This is a genomic window from Burkholderia sp. BCC1644, assembly GCF_902833225.1.
Lineage (GTDB): Bacteria > Pseudomonadota > Gammaproteobacteria > Burkholderiales > Burkholderiaceae > Burkholderia.
On the sequence record NZ_CADFEI010000006.1, the window covers coordinates 252,173 to 273,381 of the forward strand.

Annotated in this window: 19 protein-coding genes; 8 read left to right on the forward strand and 11 right to left on the reverse strand. The window is 67.2% G+C overall.

Going from position 1 to position 21,209, the window contains the following annotated elements; translation table 11 throughout:
- Window positions 1-186 precede the first annotated feature (186 nt).
- Window positions 187-456 carry a hypothetical protein gene (locus HWX87_RS14370; protein ID WP_034187650.1) on the forward strand — a complete coding sequence of 90 codons (270 nt, stop codon included), beginning with the start codon at window positions 187-189 and terminating at the stop codon, window positions 454-456.
- Between the two features lie 154 nt (window positions 457-610).
- A complete protein-coding gene (locus HWX87_RS14375; RefSeq protein ID WP_176047719.1) occupies window positions 611-1,606 on the forward strand; it encodes a DedA family protein/thiosulfate sulfurtransferase GlpE in 996 nt (331 codons plus the stop codon).
- A 55-nt stretch (window positions 1,607-1,661) separates the two neighbouring features.
- Here HWX87_RS14375 and HWX87_RS14380 read toward each other — a convergent pair whose 3' ends face one another.
- The 7 genes from HWX87_RS14380 to HWX87_RS14410 all read right to left on the reverse strand — a co-directional run bounded on the left by HWX87_RS14380 (window position 1,662) and on the right by HWX87_RS14410 (window position 9,546).
- On the reverse strand, window positions 1,662-3,134 hold the full coding sequence (locus HWX87_RS14380) for an OprD family porin (RefSeq protein ID WP_176047720.1): 1,473 nt from the start codon (window positions 3,132-3,134) through the stop codon (window positions 1,662-1,664).
- Window positions 3,135-3,298: 164 nt separating this feature from the next.
- Window positions 3,299-4,318 (reverse strand): oligopeptide/dipeptide ABC transporter ATP-binding protein, encoded by a 1,020-nt coding sequence (locus HWX87_RS14385; protein WP_176047721.1) that lies wholly within the window; start codon window positions 4,316-4,318, stop codon window positions 3,299-3,301.
- A complete protein-coding gene (locus HWX87_RS14390; protein WP_176047722.1) occupies window positions 4,315-5,307 on the reverse strand; it encodes an ABC transporter ATP-binding protein in 993 nt (330 codons plus the stop codon). The genes HWX87_RS14385 and HWX87_RS14390 overlap by 4 nt, the downstream gene beginning before the upstream one ends.
- 1 nt (window position 5,308) lies before the next feature.
- Entirely contained in the window at window positions 5,309-6,211 is a 903-nt protein-coding gene (locus HWX87_RS14395) for an ABC transporter permease subunit (protein ID WP_176047723.1), read from the reverse strand.
- A 13-nt stretch (window positions 6,212-6,224) separates the two neighbouring features.
- Complete coding sequence (locus HWX87_RS14400; RefSeq protein ID WP_176047724.1) at window positions 6,225-7,163, reverse strand: ABC transporter permease subunit; 939 nt, start codon at window positions 7,161-7,163, stop codon at window positions 6,225-6,227.
- A gap of 11 nt (window positions 7,164-7,174) precedes the next feature.
- Entirely contained in the window at window positions 7,175-8,785 is a 1,611-nt protein-coding gene (locus HWX87_RS14405) for a peptide ABC transporter substrate-binding protein (protein ID WP_176047725.1), read from the reverse strand.
- Between the two features lie 179 nt (window positions 8,786-8,964).
- A complete protein-coding gene (locus tag HWX87_RS14410; protein WP_021162455.1) occupies window positions 8,965-9,546 on the reverse strand; it encodes a cupin domain-containing protein in 582 nt (193 codons plus the stop codon).
- Between the two features lie 500 nt (window positions 9,547-10,046).
- Here HWX87_RS14410 and HWX87_RS14415 point away from each other — a divergent pair, with 500 nt between their 5' ends.
- Together HWX87_RS14415 and HWX87_RS14420 are read left to right on the forward strand one after the other, a co-directional pair.
- The gene (locus tag HWX87_RS14415; protein WP_176047726.1) at window positions 10,047-11,567 is read left to right on the forward strand and encodes an oligopeptide:H+ symporter; all 1,521 of its coding nucleotides are present in this window, start codon (window positions 10,047-10,049) and stop codon (window positions 11,565-11,567) included.
- A gap of 119 nt (window positions 11,568-11,686) precedes the next feature.
- Window positions 11,687-11,893: a hypothetical protein gene (locus tag HWX87_RS14420; RefSeq protein WP_176047727.1), complete on the forward strand. Its 207-nt coding sequence runs from the start codon at window positions 11,687-11,689 to the stop codon at window positions 11,891-11,893.
- 46 nt (window positions 11,894-11,939) lie between these two features.
- Here the strand turns inward: HWX87_RS14420 and HWX87_RS14425 are convergent, their stop codons facing one another.
- From HWX87_RS14425 to HWX87_RS14435, 3 genes are all read right to left on the reverse strand, one after another.
- Window positions 11,940-13,064, reverse strand: a complete 1,125-nt coding sequence (locus HWX87_RS14425; RefSeq protein WP_176047728.1) for an OpgC domain-containing protein — start codon at window positions 13,062-13,064, stop codon at window positions 11,940-11,942.
- A gap of 407 nt (window positions 13,065-13,471) precedes the next feature.
- Window positions 13,472-14,371, reverse strand: coding sequence for an EamA family transporter RarD (gene rarD / locus HWX87_RS14430; protein ID WP_176047729.1), 900 nt, complete (start codon window positions 14,369-14,371; stop codon window positions 13,472-13,474).
- Window positions 14,372-14,387: 16 nt separating this feature from the next.
- Window positions 14,388-14,684 carry an acylphosphatase gene (locus HWX87_RS14435; protein ID WP_166956050.1) on the reverse strand — a complete coding sequence of 99 codons (297 nt, stop codon included), beginning with the start codon at window positions 14,682-14,684 and terminating at the stop codon, window positions 14,388-14,390.
- A 154-nt stretch (window positions 14,685-14,838) separates the two neighbouring features.
- Here HWX87_RS14435 and hpnA point away from each other — a divergent pair, with 154 nt between their 5' ends.
- Both hpnA and HWX87_RS14445 read left to right on the forward strand, forming a co-directional pair.
- Window positions 14,839-15,846, forward strand: coding sequence for a hopanoid-associated sugar epimerase (gene hpnA, locus HWX87_RS14440; RefSeq protein WP_060315772.1), 1,008 nt, complete (start codon window positions 14,839-14,841; stop codon window positions 15,844-15,846).
- 108 nt (window positions 15,847-15,954) lie between these two features.
- On the forward strand, window positions 15,955-17,358 hold the full coding sequence (locus HWX87_RS14445) for a phage tail protein (protein WP_176047730.1): 1,404 nt from the start codon (window positions 15,955-15,957) through the stop codon (window positions 17,356-17,358).
- A gap of 103 nt (window positions 17,359-17,461) precedes the next feature.
- Here HWX87_RS14445 and HWX87_RS14450 read toward each other — a convergent pair whose 3' ends face one another.
- Window positions 17,462-18,649, reverse strand: a complete 1,188-nt coding sequence (locus tag HWX87_RS14450; protein WP_176047731.1) for a glycosyltransferase — start codon at window positions 18,647-18,649, stop codon at window positions 17,462-17,464.
- Between the two features lie 402 nt (window positions 18,650-19,051).
- On the opposite strand from HWX87_RS14450, the gene ispH reads away from it, so the two are divergent.
- Together ispH and hpnH are read left to right on the forward strand one after the other, a co-directional pair.
- Complete coding sequence (ispH, locus tag HWX87_RS14455) at window positions 19,052-19,993, forward strand: 4-hydroxy-3-methylbut-2-enyl diphosphate reductase (protein ID WP_059238498.1); 942 nt, start codon at window positions 19,052-19,054, stop codon at window positions 19,991-19,993.
- Between the two features lie 12 nt (window positions 19,994-20,005).
- Window positions 20,006-21,166, forward strand: coding sequence for an adenosyl-hopene transferase HpnH (gene hpnH / locus HWX87_RS14460; protein WP_176047732.1), 1,161 nt, complete (start codon window positions 20,006-20,008; stop codon window positions 21,164-21,166).
- Window positions 21,167-21,209 lie beyond the last annotated feature (43 nt).

Sequence of the window (21,209 nt, forward strand, 5' to 3'; positions counted from 1 at the left end):
GCCGATCCGGCTGAAACGCCCGCCCGGCTTGGCTCAAACATCAGAAGGATCGGTGGTGTAGCCCTCATTTCGCCGCACGAAAATGCTCCGTCTTGCGGCCCGTTCGCGTTAAACTGCGTCAAGCTGTATTCAACAAAGACATCTTTGCCGTTACGGCATCCACGACACGATACGAGGATAGGTTCGATGCGCACTACCGGCTCATCCGGGGCAATGACCCTGCTCACCGAACACGACCCGGCCGACGGCCGCGAACTGCGCTCGCTGCGGCTGGAAGCAACGGGCGACGGTAAAAGCGTGCTGCTGATCGAGATCGACGAACGCAAACCCGGCATCCATCGCGAGGTCCGCTACGAGATCACGCCGGCCGAACTGATCGCGGCGATCCGCTCGCACGGCGCCGAGCTGCCCGGCGAAAACCACGGCGCCGCCTCGCTCGCCCGCACCCTCTCCTGATTCCGATCGGTGAGCCGCGCGCAGCGCGCTGGCTCACCAACATCCCCCTGCCGCCGTCAGGCGCTTTCGGTCATTCCCGCCGTTGTCTTGAAAAAGGCCGATAATCGGCCCATCTGCGTTTCCTGCCCACGCGTTTCCTTTTCGGCCAGCCGTCATGCTCCTACGTGACCTCGTCGCCCAGTACGGGCCGCTTCTCGTGTTCGCCAACGTGCTCGCGGCGGCCATCGGCCTGCCGGTGCCCGCGATGCCGACGCTCGTGCTGTTCGGCGCGATGGCCGGGATGCACCCGGAGATGATCGGCTCGCAGCTCGTGACGGTGGTGGCGCTGTCGGTACTTGGCGCGCTGATCGGCGACACCGTGTGGTACGTCGCCGGGCGGCGTTACGGCGGCACGACGTTGAAGACGATCTGCCGGCTGTCGCTGTCGCGCGATTCCTGCGTGAGGAAGACCGAACGCTTCTTCGGCCGTTACGGCGTGCGCGTGCTCGCGGTCGCGCGCTTCATTCCCGGCCTGTCGCTGGTGTCGGTGCCGATGGCCGGCGCGCTCGGCACGCGCTATCGCACGTTCGCCGGCTACGACGCGCTCGGCGCCGCGCTGTGGACGATCGTCGGATTGATCGCCGGCATCGTGTTCTGCCAGCAGATCGACTGGCTGTTCGCCGGCGCGAGCCATCTCGGCCGCGCGGTGCTGCTGGTCATCGTCGCGCTGCTGGCGATCTATGCGGCCGTGCGCTGGATGCGCCGCCGCGCGCTGATCCGCCAGCTCGCCAACGCGCGGATCAGTGTCGACGAACTCGACCTGCTGCTGCGCGACACCACCGCGCCGGTCGTGCTCGACGTGCGTTCGCCCGAGCACCGCAAGCTCGACCCGTTCACGATTCCCGGCGCGCAATTCGCCGACGACCGGAAGATCGGCGACATCGTCGCGCGCTATCCGCTCTCGCAGAAATTCGTCGTGTACTGCTCGTGCCCGAACGAAGTGACAGCCGCGCTGATGGCGAAGCGCCTGCTCGACGCAGGCTTCACCGATGCGCTCGCGCTGCGCGGCGGCCTCGACGCATGGCGCGATACGGGCCGCCAGCTCACGTCGCTCGTGGAAGAGATGCCCGCTGCGAACGATCCCGTCGCGGGACTGCACAAGCCGGCCTGAGCGCACTGCTGGCAGGCCGGCTGCGCGATGCGGGGGAACCGGTGTCCCCCTTCGATCAGAACGCGTGCAGCGGCAGGTTCACGACCAGACGGTACTCGCGGTTCGTCGCGTCCGAGTAGTGAGCCGAACCGTTGTGCCACATCGCGATGAACGTGACCTTCGTGTCCTTCAGCTTGCCGCTCTGGAACGTGTACGACGGGATGAAGCCGAACTCGTGGTGACGGCCCTGCACCGGCGCGCCGTTGCTCCAGTAGATGCTCGACTTGCTCGGGTCGTTGGCCGCACCCGCGCTGCCGTCCGCACCCCAGCCCGTCACGCCCCAGACCATCGCCTTGAAGCCCGGCAGGCCCGCTTCCTTGCCGTAGAACGTGTAACGCAGCTGCAGCGACTTTTCGTGCGGCGCGTTGTAGTCGACGTCCATCGAGTTGGTCAGGAAGATGCCGTTCGTTTCGTTCAGGTAGTCGAAGAACTGGTCGCCGAGCACCTGCTGGAAGCCGAGCAGCAGCTCGTGCGGGCCGTGCTGCGCGGCCACCGACAGGCTGTATGCGTTGTTGTCGATCTTGCCCTGCAGCGCATCGCCCGTGTCGTGCGTCGAGTAGACGTTGCCGAAGCCGGTCCACTTGATCGTCTGCGGGCTGCCGATGCTGTGCTTCACCGACGCGTAGTACTGGTGCCACACGTCGTCGGCCTGGTTCGCGTACAGTGCGACTTCGCCGTTCGGCGAGTAGTCCCACGTGCCGCCGACATACGACAGGCGATTGATGCGCGTGCCGCCGTACTGCGTCGTCAGGTTGGTGAGCGTCGTATGACCGCGCGCGTTGGTCTTCGTGAAGCTGCCGGCCTCGAGCATCACGTTCTTGAATTCATTGCTGACGATCGTCGTGCCGAGGAACGTCGGCGGCAGCGCACGGTTGTCGTGCTGCTCCATGAACGGGTTGTCGACGGCCTGCAGACCGTACTTGATCACCGTGTTTGAGATGCGCGCCTTGATGTCGTAGATGCCCGGGTAGGCCCACGCGAGCTGGTTGCCGCCGCCGCCGCCCTTCGCGATGTGCACCATGCTGCCGGCGCCCTGGCCGCCGTCGAGCTTCAGCGCCGCATACAGCGATGCGTCGAAGCCGATGCCGATCAGGCCCGTCGTATAGCCCGACTCGAAGTTCGCCATCGCGCCCTGGACCCACGCGTGGCGATGCGGCCCGCCCTTGCTGTCGAGCACGTCCGAGTAGTTGCGGAACAGGAAGTCGAGATGGCTGTCGGCAATGAAGCCCTTCGACTTCGACTGCGCCGACGGCTCGTCGGGCGGCGTGACGGCCTGGTTCGCTTCGGCATTGATGATGGCGTTCGGGGTCGATGCCTGCGCAACGGTCGTGGCCGCACCGGCGGCCGGTGCGGCCTGCGCCACCGTCAGCGGCGCGGGCGCCGCGTCGTCGGCGTGCGCCACGCCCGTCAGCGAGACGCCTGCGAGTGCCGGCAGTCCCCATGCAAGCAGCATCTTCGATGCCGTCCCGATCGTCTTCTGTTTTTTCATCGTCATTCTCGTCTTGTTTGATATCCGTCCACGCCGGTCGCGATCCGCTCCCGGCCCCCCGGCGCGCCCGGTTAAGGACGCGCCTTTACCCGCGACGCGAAGATCATTCGCGCCGCCACTGCCCCTGTTGACCTGCCTGGTTTTATTTGCCGCGTTACTTCACTTCACGCCGCGCCCGCACGGATGCACGCGACACGCGCCGCCGACCCCTGCCGAACCTCCGGCAGCGGCACGTCCTGCGCGCACGCGTCGATCGCGACCGGGCAACGCGTGCGGAACGCGCAGCCGGACGGCGGGTTGAGCGGCGAGGGCATCTCGCCCGCCAGCAGCATCGGACGGCGAGCACGCTCGCGCGCCGGCTCCGGCGTCGGCGCCGCGTCGAGCAGCGCCTTCGTGTACGGGTGCTGCGGCACGCCATACACGTCATGCCGCGTGCCGAACTCCATCACGCGGCCGAGATACATCACGAGCACACGCTGGCTGATCGCCTTCACCACGGCGAGATCGTGTGCAACGAACAGATAGGACAGCGACAGTTCGCGTTGAAGATCGCGCAGCAGGTTCACGATCTGCGCCTGGATCGACACGTCGAGCGCCGACACCGGTTCGTCGCAGATCACGAGCTTCGGCTCGCCGATCAGCGCGCGCGCGATGCCGACGCGCTGGCACTGCCCGCCCGAAAATTCATGCGGATAACGCAGCAGGTGATGCGCATTCAGGCCGACGCGTTCGAGCATCGTGACCACGCGGCGGCGCACTTCGGCGCGGCCGAGGCCGGCCTGGTGCGTGACGAGCGGCTCGGCCACGACCTGTTCGATCGTCATGCGCGGATCGAGCGACGCGAGCGGATCCTGGAAGATCATCTGCACTTCGCGCCGCATCGCGGTGCCGCGCAGGTGATCGGGCGTGACGGCGTCGCCGCGCCACTTCACCGTGCCGGCCGTCATCGGCACGAGGCCGATCAGCGCGCGCGCCAGCGTCGACTTCCCGCAGCCCGATTCGCCGACGAGACCGACCGTCTCGCCGCGCTTCACGTCGAACGACACGCCGTCGACCGCGCGCAGCGTGCCCTTCGGCGACCACGGATAGCCGCCGAGCGGCACACGGAAATGCACCTTCAGATTGTCGACGGACAGCAGCGTGTCGCCCGTCGCGCCGGCATCGCGGCGTTCATTGACGCTCATCGCAAACCTCCCGTCAGATCGGCCACCGGGCGGTGGCAGGCGCGCACCGCGCCCACGGCGCCATAGGTTTCGAGCGCGGGGCGCGCCGCGCCGCAGCGTTCTTCCGCATACGTGCAGCGCTTCGCGAACGCGCAGCCGGCCGGCGCGGTGCCGGGCATCGGCGGGTTGCCGGGAATCGCGACGAGCGGCGCATCGTCCGCATCCGTCAGGCGCGGCAGCGCATTGAGCAGGCCGATCGTGTACGGATGCGACGGCGCCGAGAAGATCGATTCGGCCGGTGCGTATTCGACGGTGCGGCCCGAGTACATGACCATCACGTCGTCCGCGAGGCCGGCGACCACGCCCATGTCGTGCGTGATCAGTACGATCGCGGTGCCGCGCTCGCGGTTCAGTTCGCGCAGCAGGTCGATGATCTGCGCCTGCACGGTCACGTCGAGCGCGGTGGTCGGCTCGTCGGCGATCAGGATTTCCGGCTCGGAGAGCAGCGCCATCGCGATCATCACGCGCTGCCGCATGCCGCCCGAGAACTCGTGCGGATACATGCGGATGCGCCGCGCCGCGTCGGGAATGCGCACCGATTCGAGCGCCTCGATCGCGCGCTTCGTGGCTTCCTTGCGCGACAGCTTGCGATGCAGCTGCAGCGTCTCGGTCATCTGCCGCTCGATCGTCAGGAACGGATTGAGCGACGTCATCGGATCCTGGAAGATCATCGCGATCCGGTCGCCGCGCACCGCGTTCAGCGCGCGCGTGTCCATGTCGAGCAGGTTGTCGCCGCGGTAACGCGCGGCGCCCGTCGTCGTGCCGTTGCCGGCCAGCAGGCCGAGCAGCGCCATCACGGTCTGGCTCTTGCCCGAGCCCGATTCGCCGACGATGCCGAGCGTCTTGCCGGCTTCGAGCGAGAACGACACGCCGCTCACGGCGTCGATCGGCGGTGCGTCCTTGCGCGTGAAGCGCACGCCGAGGTTGTCTACTTCCAGCAGTGCAGCCATTTCAGCGATCCTTCGGGTCAAGCGCGTCACGCAGGCCGTCGCCAACGAAGTTCACGCAATAAAGCGTCACGCACAGCATGACGGCCGGGGCCAGCAGCAGCCACGGCATCGATTCCAGTTTCTGCGCGCCGTCCTGGATCAGCACGCCCCAGCTCGTCATCGGCTCCTGCACGCCGAGGCCGAGGAACGACAGCACCGATTCGGTCAGCACGATGCCCGGCACCGAGACCGTCGCGTACACGACGACCACGCCGAGCAGGTTCGGCACGATGTGGCGCAGCACGATCGAGGCCGGCGTCACGCCGATCGCGCGCGCCGCATCGACGAACTCGCGGTTGCGCAGCGACAGCGTCTGGCCGCGCACCACACGCGCCATGTCGATCCACGAGAACGCGCTGATGGTCAGCACGACCAGCATGAACGAGCGGCCGAACAGGGTCATCATCAGGATCGCGATCAGCAGGTACGGGATCGCGTACATCATGTCGACGATGCGCATCATCACGGAGTCGACGCGGCCGCCCGCGAAGCCCGCGGTCGCGCCCCATGCGACGCCGAACAGGCCGGACACGAGCGTGCCGAGCACGCCGACCTCGATCGACACGCGGCCGCCGATCAGCGTGCGCACGAGCAGGTCGCGACCGAGCTCGTCGGTGCCGAACCAGTGCTGGTTCGCCCAGGTCGGCGGCAGGCTGATCGCGCCCCAGTCGCTCGCGGCGGGATCGGCCGCGAGCAGCCACGGGCCGACGAAGCAGGCGAGCGTGACCAGCGCCAGCAGCACGAGGCTGAACACGGCTGCGCGGTTGTGAAGGAAACGCGCCATCGCGAGCGCGAGCGGCGAGCGCGAACGCGGCGGCGAATCGGTCTGCACGGGCAGACCGACGACGGGAGTAGTCGGAGTCATCGCGGTGCCTCGCTCAATAACGGATGCGCGGATCGAGCCACGCATACGCGAGGTCGACCAGCAGGTTGAACAGCACTGCGCAGACGGTGGTCAGTACGACGAGGCCGAGCACCAGCGTGTAGTCGCGGTTGATGGCGCCGTTCACGACGAGCTGCCCGAGGCCCGGCAGCGCGAACACCGATTCGGTGACGACGGCCGCCGTGATCGACGAGATGCAGACCGTGCCGAACAGCGACACGACCGGCATCAGCGCGGGCTTCAGCGCATGGCGCAGCACGATCGTCGAGCCCGGCAGGCCCTTTGCGCGCGCGGTACGGATGTAGTTGCTCGACAGCGTCTCGATCATCGAGCCGCGCATCACGCGCGCGAGCAGCGACATGTTGATGAAGGTCAGCAGCACGATCGGCAGCAGCCGGTATTGCCAGCCGCCGTCGCCCCAGCCGCCCGCCGGCAGCCAGCCGTTGCCGGCCGACGTCTTCAGCAGGATCGCGAAGATCCACACGAGCACCGGGCCGAGCACGAACGGCGGCACGACGTTGCCGACGTTGCCGACCAGCATCACGACGCGGTCGATGAAGCTGTCGCGGCGCACCGCCGCGACGGTGCCGAGCAGCACGCCCAGCCCGATCGAGATCGGGATCGACACGCCGCCCACGCCGAGGCTCACGGGCAGCGCCTTCATCACGAGGTCGTTCACCGACCAGTCGACGTAGCGGAACGACGGACCGAGATCGCCATGCAGCAGCGAATCGAGGTACATCAGGTACTGCTTCCACAACGGCTGATCGAGGTGGTACTTCGCGTTCAGGTTCGCGAGCGTCGCGGCGGACAACTGCTTTTCCGTATCGAACGGACCGCCGGGCGTGAAATGCAGCAGCAGGTAGCAGACGGTGACGACCGCGAGGATCGTCGGCACCGCCCACAACGTGCGCCTCAATGCGTAGGCCAGCATGATCGCTCCGCTCAGTGCTTGATCAGGTACATGTCCTGCGAAGCACGCATGTCGATCACGTTCTTCAGCGAGTAGCCGCCCACGTAGGGCTTCACGAGACGATCGGCCGAGTACTGGAACAGCGGCACCATCGGCGTGTCGTTCAGCGCCAGGTCGTGCGCCTGCGTGAGCAGCGCGGCGCGCGCCTTGTCGTCGAGCTTCTGGTTGCCTTCCTCGACGAGCGCGTCGGCCTGCTTGTTGCAGTAGCCGACGGTGTTCTGCGCGCTGCCGCAGCGCAGCAGGTCGAAGAACGTCATCGCGTCGTTGTAGTCGGCGAACCAGCCGTCGCGCGCGATCTGCACCTTGCCGTCATGACGCTCCTTCATCAGCACCTTGAACTCGACGTTCTCGAGCTTCGTGTTGACGCCGAGCTTGGTGCGCCATTCCGACGCCGCGAACAGCGCGACCTTCTTGTGCAGGTCGTTGGTGTTGTACGTGAGCGTGAACGCCAGCGGCTTCGCATCCGAATAGCCGGCCTGCTTCAGCAGGTCCTTCGCGGCCGAGACGCGCTTGGCCATCGGCCACGACGCCCAGTCCGGCGTAAACGGCTGCACGCCCTTCGTGCCGTTCGGCATCAGGCCGTACATCGGCTTCTCGCCGGCTTGCGTGAGCTTTTGCGTCAGCACGTCGCGATCGAGCACCATCGACAGCGCCTGGCGCACGCGCTTGTCCTTCAGCGCCGGATCGTTGTTGTTCAGGTAGTAGTAGTAAGTCGCGAGCTGCAGGCCCTGGCGCAGTTCGCCGCCGAACTGCTTGCTGACCTGCTGGAAGATCCCCGACGGGATCGAGTAGCTGTAGTCGATCTGGCCGGCCTGGTACATGCGCATCGCCGTCTCGTCGCTCTCGATCGGCAGGTACGTGACCTTGTTGACCACGACCTTCGGCGCATTCCAGTACTTCGCATCCTTCGAGATCACGATGCGGTTGTTCGGCTGCCAGTCGACGAGCTGGTACGCGCCGTTGCTGACGATGTTGCCCGGGCGCGTCCATGCGTCGCCAAGCTTCGTCACCGTGTCCTTGTTCACCGGCGCGAGCGGCACCATCGCCGTCAACTCGGGGAAGAACGCGACGGGCACGTCGGTCGTCACTTCGAGCGTGTACGGATCGACGGCGCGCACGCCGAGCGTCGACGGCGCGGCCTTGCCCGCGATGATGTCCTTCGAGTTCTTCACGAACTCGACGAGGATCGTGTACTTCGAGCCCGTCTTCGGATCGACGAGGCGCTGCCACGAATAGACGAAATCGGCGGCCGTCACCGGCTGGCCGTTGCTCCACTTCGCGTCATGGCGAAGCTTGAAGATCCACGTCGTCGGCGTCTTGCGTTCCCACGACAGCGCGACACCCGGCACGACCTGGCCGGCTGCGTCGATGCGGGCCAGCCCTTCGAACAGGTCGAGGCCGATCGTGTTGCCGGTCCACGATTCGATGTGCGCGGGGTCGAGCGACTCGACTTCGGCGGGCACCTGGCGCGTCAGGTCCTGTTGAGGAGCGAGCGCGACGTTCGACGGAACGGAAACGGCGTGGGCGACAGGCGTCAGGGCGAGCGCGGCCAGCACGGCCGACATGGCATGCAAGGATTTCATCGTGGCAGTCTTGAGAAGGGTTGTTCGGTGAGCGTCGCGCGGCGGATGCCGCGGATTACGCGTGAGACGCTGACGGGTGCAGCGATTGAGGAGGCCCGTGATTCTCGTGTAGCATTTTAGTATTCCTTACGTTTCTTTCGACAGGCATCCCGTCTTCGAAACGAAGGAATACCTGTGCGTTAGAACAGCCTCGGTGTACCCACCCAGACCACCACCGACTCGATCTTCGCGGTGTTGACCCAGCTGTGCGGCACCGTCGACTGATAGTGCGAACTGTCGCCGGCCTGCAGGACGAACGTCTTGCCTTCCAGCGTCAGCGACACTTCCCCTTCAATCACATACAGGAACTCCTCTCCTGCATGGGTCGTCACCTCCGACCGCTTCTGCCCCGGCGGCATCCTCACGAGGATCGCCTCCAGCTGGCGCCCTTCGGACACGTTCGTCAGCCTCGCGAACAGGTTCGCCGAATCGGCAAACCCGAAGAAGCGCAGCTGCTCGCCTCGGCAGACCGAGCGTTCTTCACTCGGCGTATCCACGAAGTACTGCACCGTCACACCGAGCGCGTGCGCGATACCGGCCAGCGACGTCAGTGACGGCGACGCGAGCCCGCGCTCGACTTGAGACAGAAACGGCTTCGAAATCCCCGCGGCGGTAGCGGTGTCGTCGAGCGTGCGCTTGAGTCGTTGGCGCAACGCGCGAATCTTGCTGCCCAGTGCGGCGGCAGCGTCTGCGGACCGCGAGTTTTCAGTGGGGGGAACCATAGCAGGCCGAAAAGTGATCGTCAAAAAATGTTTGATGGAAAATAACTAAGTTAGATCGATATAGCTTAGTCTTCGGGTTCGCACACGTCTTCGGTGTTGAGCCCGGTGCACTAAACGGGGCACGAGGCGAGCGAAACGACGCGCTATCTTGCCAGACTCGCCGGCTTCACAGGCAAGCTGCAAGCGGCTCTCCGGGAATCTTCGGAGGACCTGCGCGGATTCTTACAAATAGATGATGAGACGAATGTTCCTGAAAGCTGCTGCCACATCGGGAGTTTCCCTAGGTGGCGCACACCTGTCGCACCGGACCGGCAACCGTTACCATGCGCGCGCCGGTCGGGGACCTTCCCCGCCCCACCTGGCGGTGTCCGACCCCGGCCCGGGCTAACCCGCCCGACTGTTCCATCGCCAGCGCAAAGCTTACCCGGCCAATTGCGCAACGGCGCCAGTTCGACCCCAAGACGACGCGCGATCCGTGCCGTCCGTTTCAACCGAGATTGATGATGCATTCACCTGTTTCACAAACCCGATCGTTCACGACGGTCTTCCTCATCGAAATGTGGGAGCGCTTCGGCTACTACGGCATGGCCGCGCTCCTGGTCCTCTTCATGGTCGACCGGCTCGGTTTCACCGACAGCCATGCGAACCTGACCTGGGGTGCGTTCACCGCACTCGTCTATGCGGCGCCGTCGATCGGCGGCTGGATCGGCGACAAGGTGCTGGGCGCCCGCCGCACGATGATCATCGGCGCGACCGTGCTGTGCGCCGGCTACCTGATGCTCGCGGTACCGAACGACCAACTGACGTACATGTACGCGTCGCTCGGCGTCATCGTCGTCGGCAACGGCCTGTTCAAGGCCAACGCGGCGAACCTCGTGCGCCGCATCTACGAAGGCGACGACGCGCGCATCGACAGCGCGTTCACGATCTACTACATGGCGGTCAACATCGGCTCGACGGTGTCGATGCTCGCGACGCCGTGGATCAAGGATCACTGGGGCTGGCACGCCGCATTCGCGGTCTGCTGCGGCGGCATGCTGCTCGCGATCCTCAACTTCATGCTGATGCATCGCACGCTCGCACACGTCGGCTCGCAGCCGGACGACGAACCGATCCGCTGGAAGCGCCTCGGCGCGGTCGCGCTGGGTGGCGTCGCGCTCGCACTGGTCACGCTGTACGTGCTGCAGCACAAGCAGCTCGCCGTGGCCAGCGTGTGGACGGCAGCGTTCGCGATTCTCGCGATCTTCGCATACATGATCGCGAAGTCGGAACGCTCGGAGCGCGCAGGCCTGATCGCGGCACTCGTGCTGATCGGCCAGGTGATCCTGTTCTTCATCTTCTACGTGCAGATGTCGACGTCGCTGACGCTGTTCGCGCTGCGCAACGTCGATCCGCGCTTCATCCTGTTCGACACGACGCTGTTCACGTGGAGCGCCGCGCAGTTCCAGGCGCTGAACCCGATCTGGATCATGCTGCTGAGCCCACTGCTCGTGTGGGTCTACAACGCCGTCGCCAAAAGCGGCCGCGACCTGCCGGTCGCCGCGAAGTACGCGCTCGGCTTCGGCGCGGTTGCCGCGGGCTACCTGGTGTTCACGATCAGCGGCCGCTATGCGGTGGACGGCCGCGTGTCGTCGTGGTTCATGGTGTGGGGTTACGGCCTCTACTCGCTCGGCGAACTGCTGGTGAGCGGCCTCGGCCTCGCGATGATCGCGCGCTACGTGCCGGCGCGCATGAGCGGCTTCATGATGGGTGCGTATTTCGTCGCGACGGGTGTGTCGCAGTATCTGGGCAGCGTCGTCGCGAACTTCGCGCAGATGCCGTCGCACGAACTGCCGGCCACCGATTCGCTGCCGCTCTACCTGTCGCTGTTCGAGAAGCTCGGCTGGCTCGCCGCGATCGGCATGGTGCTCGCCCTGCTGCTGCTGCCGCTGATGAACCGCCTGTCGCGCCAGCATCAGCGCTGCGCGCAAGAGCGTCGCGAAGAAGCGCTGCAGACGCAAGGCGTCGCAGCGGCCCAGTAAGTACTATCCCTCGGCGTGCGGCCTGCACGCCACATTCTCCCGCCAGGCACGCGAACGCGTCCTACACTGGTTGCAGGACATGCATCCGCTTCGCGCGATGCGCCTGGCGGGAGAAAACCATGAAAAGCAAGACAACGAGGCTGCTGAGAATACTGTCGGACATCCGGCACGCTCAGCGCTGCACCGCGATGCGCGCCGCCCGGGCCGCAGCCGAAGCCGACGCGGTACTCGCGGAACACGACGATCCCGCGCAGGACGAACGCGACGACGCCGAATCCGACGACCCACCCACAGTGCCCCGCTCCCGTATCGGCTCACCTCACTGACGCCGCGCGGCACACGCCGTGCCGCACGCACCGCCTCCCGCGCCGCTTACGCGGCCGCACTGCGCCACCGCGCGATCCACGTTCCCGAACCGGCCACGGCCATCATCAGCCCGAGCGCGCACGCGTCGGCCACGAGGCCCACGCCGACATGCCGCAGATCGGCGCTGCGCACGACCGGATGCAGCAGCGAATCGATGACGAGCGAAATCGCCGCGCCCGCCACGAAGCAGATCAACCCGCGCTGGCCGACCGCCACGACGGGCCGCACACCCTGCGCGATCCGTGCGATCCAGCCGAAGCGCACGCAATCGGCCATCAGCCACGCGATGGCCGCGAAGCTCACGACGCGCGGCAGCGCGAGGTCGCGCTTGAACACGCCCTCGGGCAGCGGCAATCCCGAGAACAGCTTGTAGCTCGCGCAACCGAGCACGACCGCGCACGCGAGCCCGGTCGCCGCCGCGCCCCAGCGCCCGAGCGCGACGTGCCGGTAGAACGGCTGGCAGCGCGCGAGCACGCCGGCGACGAACATCAGCTGCCAGGCGAACGGGTTGAAGCTCCAGCGGAAACCGTCCGTGTCCAGCAGCTCGGGGCCGAGCCAGCCCGCCGCGATCCACGACGCGACGCCGAGCGCGACGAGCAGCCACGGATGACGGCGCGCGAACGGCACCAGCACCGGCGACGCGAGCGCGAACAGCACGTACATCGGCAGCACCGACGCGAGATACGGCTGGCGCTGGAACGTCAGCAATTCGGCGAGGCCCGTGAGCGGCGACGCGAGCATCACGCTGACGTCGTCGAGCGCGAGGTTCGGCGCATCGATTCCGTAGTGGTCGAGCACGGCCGACACGACCAGCATCAGCGTCGACGTCGCGAGAAACGCGCGGTAGATCTGCATCGCGCGACGCACGAACCGCCGCTGCGCGGCGCGCGCGCCATGCCGCTCGGCGATCGCGCCGTACGCACTCGCGGTCGCGAAGCCGCCGAGAAACACGAACACCTCGGCTGCATCGCACAGCGCGAATGCGTGCAGCGTCACGCGCGACAGCACGCTCGCGCCGATGTGATCGACGACGATCATCAACAGCACGAGTCCGCGGAAAAAGTCGATTTCGATCAGGCGGCCGCTGCGTGACGGCTGGACCGCGGCGGAAGACGGCGGGCTCAACGACATGAGCGCACCGGCACGATGGCGGTGCGGCACGCACCGTGGAAGGGATCGGGAAGAAGAAGGCGAGCGCGATCGGCGGCGATACGCGTATGCTCGCATCGCGCCAACCCGGCTGGCCAGGCACGGAGATGACCGTTCATTGAAAAGCTGCATACGAAGGGAAGTCGGTCAGGCCAGTCTAATGGCCGATCGGGGGAGACCCTAAGTAACAAAGTGCAACCGAATCTTCTGTTCGATTACACGCGCGAGCCTTGTGGAGCAAAGCGGTCGGCGTCGCCAGATTCACGTCAGCGCGACGCCAGTTTGCGGTCAGCCTCGATGCATTCGACCGCTGAACGACCGCGGTTCGATCGTCGGTCGATTCGCGATGCGCGGCGCGTTCCGTGCGGCCGCGGCATCGCGACCGGCGCTTATCCGCGTGCGGGCAGACGCCGCATCAGCATCGCGCTGTGCCACGCGGTGAGCGCGACGGCGACCCAGATCGGCCCGTACGTCGCGAGCTTCGCGACGCTCAGCGTCTCGCCGAGCAGCAGCAGCGACACGGCGACGAGCAGCACGGGTTCGACGTAGCCGAGGATCCCGAACAGCGCCATCGGCAGCATCCGGCTCGCCTTGAGGTAGCTGGCGAGCGCGAGCGTGCTGAGCACGCCGAGCCCCGGCAGCAACACCGCCCACAGCACCGGATGCTCCGCGACGCGGGTCGTGCTCGTCGCGACCATCGCGAACGCGATCGGGCACAGCAGTGCGATCTCGACCGCGAACGCGGCCAGCGAATCGGCGTTGATCCGCCGGCGCAACACGAAATACGGCGGATAGCCGAGCGCGACGACAAGCGTCGGCCACGCGAACGCGCGCGTCGCCCACACTTCGTGCGCGACGCCGAGCGCGGCGCACGCAACCGCCGCCCACTGCAGCGGGTCGAGCCGTTCGTGATAGTAGAAGCGGCCGACGAGCACCATCGTCAGCGGCAGCAGGAAATAGCCGAGCGACACTTCGAGCATGCGGCCGTGCAGCGGCGCCCACAGGAACAGCCACAGCTGCACGCCGAGCAGCGCCGCGCTCACCGGCAGCGCGATCAGCAGGCGCCAGTCGCGCACGGTGCGCCGCGCGAGTTCGACGAGCGCCGGCCAGCGGCCGCGCAGCGCGATCAGCGCGAGTGCGCCCGGCGCGGTCCACAATACGCGCCACGCGAAGATGTCGAGCCCCGTGAGCGGCGCGAGCAGTTTCGCGTAAGCCGACATCAGCGCGAACAGCGTCGACGCCATCACCGACAGCATGAGGCCGCGCCCGGCTTCCGGATACCCCGTCATGATTGTTCTGCGCCTCTTACTGCTGCTGGAAACGCTCGAAGCGCCTTTCGGTCAGGCGCTCCTCGAACGTCACTTCGGTCACGCGCGCGGCCGGCGGCCCGTGACGCAGCCACGCGAGCATCCGGTCGATCTGCGCGCCGGGCCCCTGGATCATCGCCTCGACGGTGCCATCCTCGAGATTCGCGACCCAGCCGCGCAGTTTCAGCGCATGCGCCTCGCGCACCGTCGCGTGACGGAAACCGACGCCCTGCACGACGCCGCGCACCCGCACGTAGTAGGTCTCGATCCGTTCGTCCAGTTCATTGCGGCTCATCGCGTCGCCCTCCCGTTGCATTCAAGCCCGGCATTGTAGTCGCGTCGGCCGCTTCGCACACGCGCCGGCCAGGCGTCGCCGCGCGCGCCGACCACGTACAATCTCGCCGACGCTCAACCGCCGCGCCGTCCGCGCGCGGCCCTGAAGGAAACGCATGACTGATACCTCCCGCGATCTCGTTCTCGTCACCGGCGCGTCCGGTTTCGTCGGCTCGGCCGTCGCACGCATCGCGCAGCAGAAAGGCTATGCGGTGCGCGTGCTCGTGCGCCCGACCAGCCCGCGCACGAACGTCGCGGATCTCGACGCCGAGATCGTCACCGGCGACATGCGCGACGAGGCGTCGATGCGCGCCGCGCTGCGCGGCGTGCGCTACCTGCTGCACGTCGCGGCCGACTACCGGCTGTGGGCGCCGGACCCCGACGAGATCGAGCGCGCGAACCTCGAGGGCGCGGTCGCGACGATGCGCGCGGCCCGCGCGGAGGGCGTCGAGCGGATCGTCTACACGAGCAGCGTCGCAACGCTGAAGGTGACGAGCGCCGGCGATCCGTCCGACGAGAACCGGCCGCTCACGGCCGAGCAGGCGATCGGCGTGTACAAGCGCAGCAAGGTGCTCGCGGAGCGCGCGGTCGAGCGGATGATCGCCGACGAAGGCTTGCCGGCCGTGATCGTCAATCCGTCGACGCCGATCGGCCCGCGCGACGTGAAGCCGACGCCGACCGGCCGCATCATCGTCGAAGCCGCGCTCGGCAAGATTCCCGCGTTCGTCGACACGGGGCTGAACCTCGTGCACGTCGACGACGTCGCGCACGGCCACTTCCTCGCGCTCGAGCGCGGCCGGATCGGCGAACGCTACATCCTCGGCGGCGAGAACCTGCCGCTGCAGCAGATGCTCGCCGACATCGCACAGATGACGGGCCGCAAGGCGCCGACGATCGCGTTGCCGCGCTGGCCGCTGTACCCGCTCGCGATCGGCGCCGAAGCCGTCGCGAAGTTCACGAAGAAGGAACCGTTCGTCACCGTGGACGGGCTGCGGATGTCGAAGAACAAGATGTATTTCACGTCGGCGAAGGCCGAGCGCGAGCTCGGCTACCGTGCGCGTCCGTACCGCGAAGGACTGCGCGACGCGCTCGACTGGTTCGGCTCGGCGGGCTACCTGAAGTAACACAAAGCGGCGCTGCTCGCGCCGCTTTGCGCACTTTGTTACACGTCCCGCGCGGACCGGCGCCGGCGCAGCGGGTAAAATCGCGGGTCTTACGCAGAGAAGACACGCATGAACCTGAACGATCAGATCGCTTCGCTCACCACGGGCGTCGATCAGCTCCTCCACGATCACCACGCCGCACAGCAGGCGGCCCGCAGCGCGGAAGCCTTCGCGCGCGCCGCCGCGGCGGAAGCCCAGGCCGCGGCCGAACGTCACGCCGCCGCGGAAACCGAAGCGCAGGCCGCCGCGCAGCGCCACACGGCCGCTGCCGCCGACGCGGAAGCCGCGCAGCAGCGCCACGCCGACGCGACCGCCACGGCCGAAGCTGCCGCCCAACGTCATACGGATGCCGCCGCGCAGGCCGAAGCGGCCGTGCAGCGCCATGCGGAAGCCACCGCGCTGACCGAAGCGCTCGCGCAGCGTCACGCGGATGCCGAAGCCGCCTCGCAGCGCCACGCGGCTGCGATCGCCGAAGCCGAGGCCGCCGCGCAGCGTCATCACGCCGCCGCGACCGACGCCGATGCGGCCGCGCAACGTCATGCGGCCGCGACCGTCGAGGCCGGGGCCGCCGCGAAGCGCCACGCGGAAGTGACCGCCGAAGCCGAAGCCGCCGCGCAACGCCACACGGCCGCGATTGCCGAGGCCGAAGCGCTCGCGCAACGTCACACGCAGGCGATCGCCGAAGCCGAGGCTACCGCGCAGCGTCACGCCGCTGCGGCCGCCGAGGCCGAAGCCGTCACGCAGCGCCACGCCGAAGCGATCGCGCAGGCCGAAGCCGCTGCGCAACGCCATGCCGACGCGACCGCCGAAGCCGAGGCCGTCACGCAGCGCCATACGCAAGCGATCGCGCAGGCCGAAGCGGCCGCGCAGCATCACGCGAAGGCCATCGCCGACGCCGAGGCGCTGGTCGAGGCCGTCGTCAAGGAAGCCGCGACGAACGTGGTTGCCGCCGGGGCGGTAGCGGCCGAAGTCGTCGACCCGGCACCGGCGGATACGCCGGCGGCGGAGGCGGTCGTGAACGCGGCCTCGCCGGCTGCGACCGAAACGCTCGACGTCATCGACGCACCGGTTGTTGCCGAAACCGCACGCGTGCCGGCGGCGCAAGCCGAACCCGTGGTCGAGGTCGAGGCCGCGCCCGTGCCGGCCGACAAGGCGACGCTGCACGTGTCGCGTCCGACGCAGAACGAACTCACGCTGACCGTCAACGGCCAGTCGATCACGCTGCATCCGGAGCAACTGGGCCAGCTGATCGAGGAACTCGCGCACGCACGCGCGTCGATGCAGCCGGAGCCGCCGCCCGGCATCCCGTCCGGCTGGCGTTTCGTGACGACGAAGAACCCGATGATGGCCGTGCAGAAGCAGTCGAACGGCGACCGCCTGCTGGTGGCCCGCCACACCGGCTACGGCTGGGTGCCGTTCACGTTCTCGCCGGACGTCGTGGTCCAGATGTACATGATGCTGACGCAGCGGTAAGCGCCGGCAGGCCGCCTCGCCCGAAACGAAACAGCCCGACCGGTTTCCACCGGTCGGGCTGTTTGTTTTCCGGCCGCCGGGAGGCACGCCTCCCGGAACGCGCTCAGCGATCCACCGGCGCCTGCACGCGCGCCTTCCACTGACCGCCCTTGCCGCGCCAGTAGCGCCACGCGGACGCGAACGTCGCGCCCACATAGAACAGCGCGACGAGCGGTAACGCGGGCGCCCACAGCGGCGAGCGACGGTAGTAGCGCAGCATCGGCGCATACGCGGCACACATCGACGCCCACGCGAGCCAGGCCGGCCATGCACGCGCGCCGTACGCGAGCGCCGCGACGGGCGGCACGAGATAGATGATCGTCATCCCGAGCAGCGTGCCGGCCAGCAGCAACGGCGAATAGTGCAGCTGCGTGAACGCGGTGCGCGCGATCATGTTCCAGATGTCGCGCCAGCTGTCGTACGGGCGCAGCGACACGCTGCGATCGGCCAGGTCGAGACGGATCGGATGGCGGCCGCTGCCGCGATGCTTGATCTGCGCGGCCAGGCTGCAGTCGTCGATCAGCGCGCCGCGGATCGATTCGATGCCGCCCGCTTCCTCGAGCGCCGTGCGCTTCACGAGCATGCAGCCGCCGGCAGCGCCGGCCGTGCGGTTGCGCGGGTTGTTGATCCACGAGAACGGGTACAGCTTCGCGAAGAAGAACACGAACGCCGGGATCAGCGCCTTTTCCCAGAACGAATCGCAACGCAGCCGCACCATCAGCGACACGAGATCGCGATGTTCGGCCTGCGCACGCGTGACCAGCTGCGCGACGGCGTCGGGCGGGTGGCCGATGTCGGCATCCGTCAGCAGCAGGTAATCGGCTGGCAGGCCGAGCGTCTGCACTGCGGCGATCCCCTGCGACTGCGCCCACACCTTGCCCGACCAGCCGGACGGCAGCGGCTTCGCGCTCAGCACCGTCAGCCGGTCGGCGCGGTTGATCGCGAGTGCGGCCGCGCGGGCCGCATCGGCGGTGCCGTCGTCGCTGTGGTCGTCGACGATGATCAGATGAAATTCGCCCGGGTAATCCTGCTCGAGCAGCGAAGTCGCCGCGCGGGCGATCACGTCGGCCTCGTTACGCGCCGGCACGACCGCGACGACGGCCGGCCAGCCGGCCTCGGCAGCCGCCCCGCGCGCCTCGGGCGGCAGCGGCCGCGCGGGCTGGGCGCGCCAGAAACCGCCGCGCGCGACGAGCAGCACGATCCAGATCATCAGCGACAGGCCGGACACCAGGAAAGCAAGCACCAGCATCATCGGCATGCCTCCTGCCGGGCGCCGGCTTGCCCGATTTCAATAAGGGTCAGGAACAAAACACCCGAAACCGCACGGGCGGCCGGGTAATACGCAAAAAAATCGACGGTCATCGAATGGCCTTGAAATGAGCGCGACGCCGGGCCGCCGGAGCGGCTGCCCGCGAAACCGCGTAGTTTACTGGGTTCCGCGCGCGCCAGCGCCGACGCGGCTCTCCCGCAATTGCAACAGCGCCGATACAGCACCGAAGCACGGACGGCGCGATAGGGTTAAAATGCGCGATTAATTCGGGGTTCCGGGGCCTGGCCGGCCGGTTCGTTCCTGCCTTCATAACATCAAGCCGGGGCGAGCGAGCGAGTGCCAGCTCCTCGAACCCCGGTGTCTGTCGTCGGAGTTCGCTCACCTATGCGAGTCATCCTTGCCCAGCCCCGCGGCTTTTGTGCGGGGGTTGTCCGTGCGATCGAGATCGTCGATCGCGCGCTGCAACAGCACGGTGCGCCGGTTTATGTACGCCATGAAATCGTGCATAACCGGCACGTCGTAGAAAATCTGCGTAATAAAGGGGCACGATTCGTTGAGGAACTCGACGAGGTGCCGCACGGCGCTGTCGCGATCTTCAGCGCGCACGGTGTCGCCCAGACGGTCGAGCGCGACGCGGAAACGCGCGGGCTCGACGTGCTCGACGCGACCTGCCCGCTCGTCACGAAGGTGCACGTGCAGGGCCGTCAGTATGTCGGGGCGGGTCGCCGGCTGATCCTGATCGGCCACGCGGGCCACCCGGAAGTCGAGGGTACGATCGGCCAGATTCCGGCCGAGGTGATCCTCGTGCAGAGCGAAGCCGAAGTCGATACGCTGACGCTGCCCGTCGACACGCCGGTTGCGTACATCACGCAGACCACGCTGTCGGTCGACGATACGCGCGGCATCATCGAAGCGCTGCAGCGCCGGTTCACCGACATCGTCGGCCCGGACACGCGTGACATCTGCTACGCCACGCAAAATCGTCAGGCCGCCGTGCGCGAGCTGAGCGAACAGGTTGACGTGCTGCTCGTCGTCGGTGCGACGAACAGCTCGAACTCGAACCGCCTGCGCGAGATCGGCACCGAAAGCGGTGTGCCGAGCTACCTCGTCGCCGACGGCTCGGAAGTGAAGGCCGAATGGTTCGCGGGTGTGCAGACGGTCGGCCTGACGGCCGGCGCGTCGGCGCCCGAAGAGATGGTCGAAGATGTAATTGGCGCGCTGCGCGCGCTGGGGCCCGTCGATGTCGCGACGATGGCGGGCCGTGAGGAAAAAGTCGAATTCAAGCTGCCGGCGAAGCTCACGCAAGCTGTCGCCCGCGAAGTTTAAGGAGGACATCCCTTGTCTATTCCGCTGCTCCAGCAAGTCCGTGTCGGCGCCTATATCGTGCGCCAGCACCTGTCCGGCAACAAACGCTATCCGCTCGCGCTGATGCTCGAGCCGCTGTTCCGCTGCAACCTCGCGTGCAACGGCTGCGGCAAGATCGATTATCCGGATCCGATCCTGAACCAGCGCCTGTCCGTCGAGGAATGCCTGCAGGCCGTCGACGAGTGCGGCGCGCCCGTCGTGTCGATCGCCGGTGGCGAACCGCTGCTCCACAAGGAGATGCCGGAAATCGTCAAGGGCATCATGAAGCGCAAGAAATTCGTGTACCTGTGCACGAACGCGCTGCTGATGGAAAAGAAGATGGACGACTACGAGCCGAGCCCGTATTTCGTCTGGTCGGTCCACCTCGACGGCGACAAGGAAGCGCACGATCACTCGGTGTCGCAGGATGGCGTGTACGACAAGGCCGTCGCGGCAATCAAGGAAGCGAAGCGCCGCGGCTTCCGCGTGAACATCAACTGCACGCTGTTCAACGATGCAGTGCCGGAGCGCGTCGCGAAGTTCTTCGACACGCTGGGCCCGATCGGCGTCGACGGCATCACGGTGTCGCCGGGTTACGCGTACGAACGCGCGCCGGATCAGCAGCACTTCCTGAACCGCGACAAGACGAAGAACCTGTTCCGCGAAATCCTGAAGCGCGGCGAAGGCGGCAAGCGCTGGTCGTTCAGCCAGTCGTCGCTGTTCCTCGACTTCCTGGCCGGCAACCAGACGTACAAGTGCACGCCGTGGGGCAACCCGGCGCGTACGGTGTTCGGCTGGCAGAAGCCGTGCTACCTGGTCGGCGAAGGTTACGTGAAGACCTTCAAGGAACTGATGGAAACGACGGAGTGGGACAACTACGGCGTCGGCAACTACGAGAAGTGCGCGGACTGCATGGTCCACTGCGGCTTCGAGGCGACGGCCGTGATGGACACGATCTCGAACCCGCTGAAGGCGCTGAAGGTGAGCCGCAAGGGCATCAAGACCGACGGTCCGTTCGCACCGGACATCTCGATCGCGAAGCAGCGTCCGGCCGAGTACGTGTTCTCGCGCCACGTCGAGATCAAGCTCGAGGAAATCCAGCGCGCCGGCAAGGGCAAGCTGCAGAAGCCGGCGAAGCCGGCAGCAGCGGCTTAAGCGCGTTGCGCCACGCGGGGGCTGTGCCTCCGCGCAGGTGACA

Coding starts and splice junctions, on each gene's coding strand:
- ispH (WP_059238498.1), top strand. CDS start 19,052: ATGCGAGTCATCCTTGCCCAGCCCCGCGGCTTTTGTGCGGGGGTTGTC.
- HWX87_RS14425 (WP_176047728.1), bottom strand. CDS start 13,064: ATGTCGTTGAGCCCGCCGTCTTCCGCCGCGGTCCAGCCGTCACGCAGC.
- hpnA (WP_060315772.1), top strand. CDS start 14,839: ATGACTGATACCTCCCGCGATCTCGTTCTCGTCACCGGCGCGTCCGGT.
- HWX87_RS14415 (WP_176047726.1), top strand. CDS start 10,047: ATGATGCATTCACCTGTTTCACAAACCCGATCGTTCACGACGGTCTTC.
- HWX87_RS14370 (WP_034187650.1), top strand. CDS start 187: ATGCGCACTACCGGCTCATCCGGGGCAATGACCCTGCTCACCGAACAC.
- HWX87_RS14400 (WP_176047724.1), bottom strand. CDS start 7,163: ATGCTGGCCTACGCATTGAGGCGCACGTTGTGGGCGGTGCCGACGATC.
- HWX87_RS14420 (WP_176047727.1), top strand. CDS start 11,687: ATGAAAAGCAAGACAACGAGGCTGCTGAGAATACTGTCGGACATCCGG.
- HWX87_RS14435 (WP_166956050.1), bottom strand. CDS start 14,684: ATGAGCCGCAATGAACTGGACGAACGGATCGAGACCTACTACGTGCGG.
- HWX87_RS14410 (WP_021162455.1), bottom strand. CDS start 9,546: ATGGTTCCCCCCACTGAAAACTCGCGGTCCGCAGACGCTGCCGCCGCA.
- rarD (WP_176047729.1), bottom strand. CDS start 14,371: ATGACGGGGTATCCGGAAGCCGGGCGCGGCCTCATGCTGTCGGTGATG.
- HWX87_RS14375 (WP_176047719.1), top strand. CDS start 611: ATGCTCCTACGTGACCTCGTCGCCCAGTACGGGCCGCTTCTCGTGTTC.
- HWX87_RS14385 (WP_176047721.1), bottom strand. CDS start 4,318: ATGAGCGTCAATGAACGCCGCGATGCCGGCGCGACGGGCGACACGCTG.
- HWX87_RS14380 (WP_176047720.1), bottom strand. CDS start 3,134: ATGAAAAAACAGAAGACGATCGGGACGGCATCGAAGATGCTGCTTGCA.
- HWX87_RS14450 (WP_176047731.1), bottom strand. CDS start 18,649: ATGATGCTGGTGCTTGCTTTCCTGGTGTCCGGCCTGTCGCTGATGATC.
- HWX87_RS14395 (WP_176047723.1), bottom strand. CDS start 6,211: ATGACTCCGACTACTCCCGTCGTCGGTCTGCCCGTGCAGACCGATTCG.
- HWX87_RS14445 (WP_176047730.1), top strand. CDS start 15,955: ATGAACCTGAACGATCAGATCGCTTCGCTCACCACGGGCGTCGATCAG.
- HWX87_RS14405 (WP_176047725.1), bottom strand. CDS start 8,785: ATGAAATCCTTGCATGCCATGTCGGCCGTGCTGGCCGCGCTCGCCCTG.
- HWX87_RS14390 (WP_176047722.1), bottom strand. CDS start 5,307: ATGGCTGCACTGCTGGAAGTAGACAACCTCGGCGTGCGCTTCACGCGC.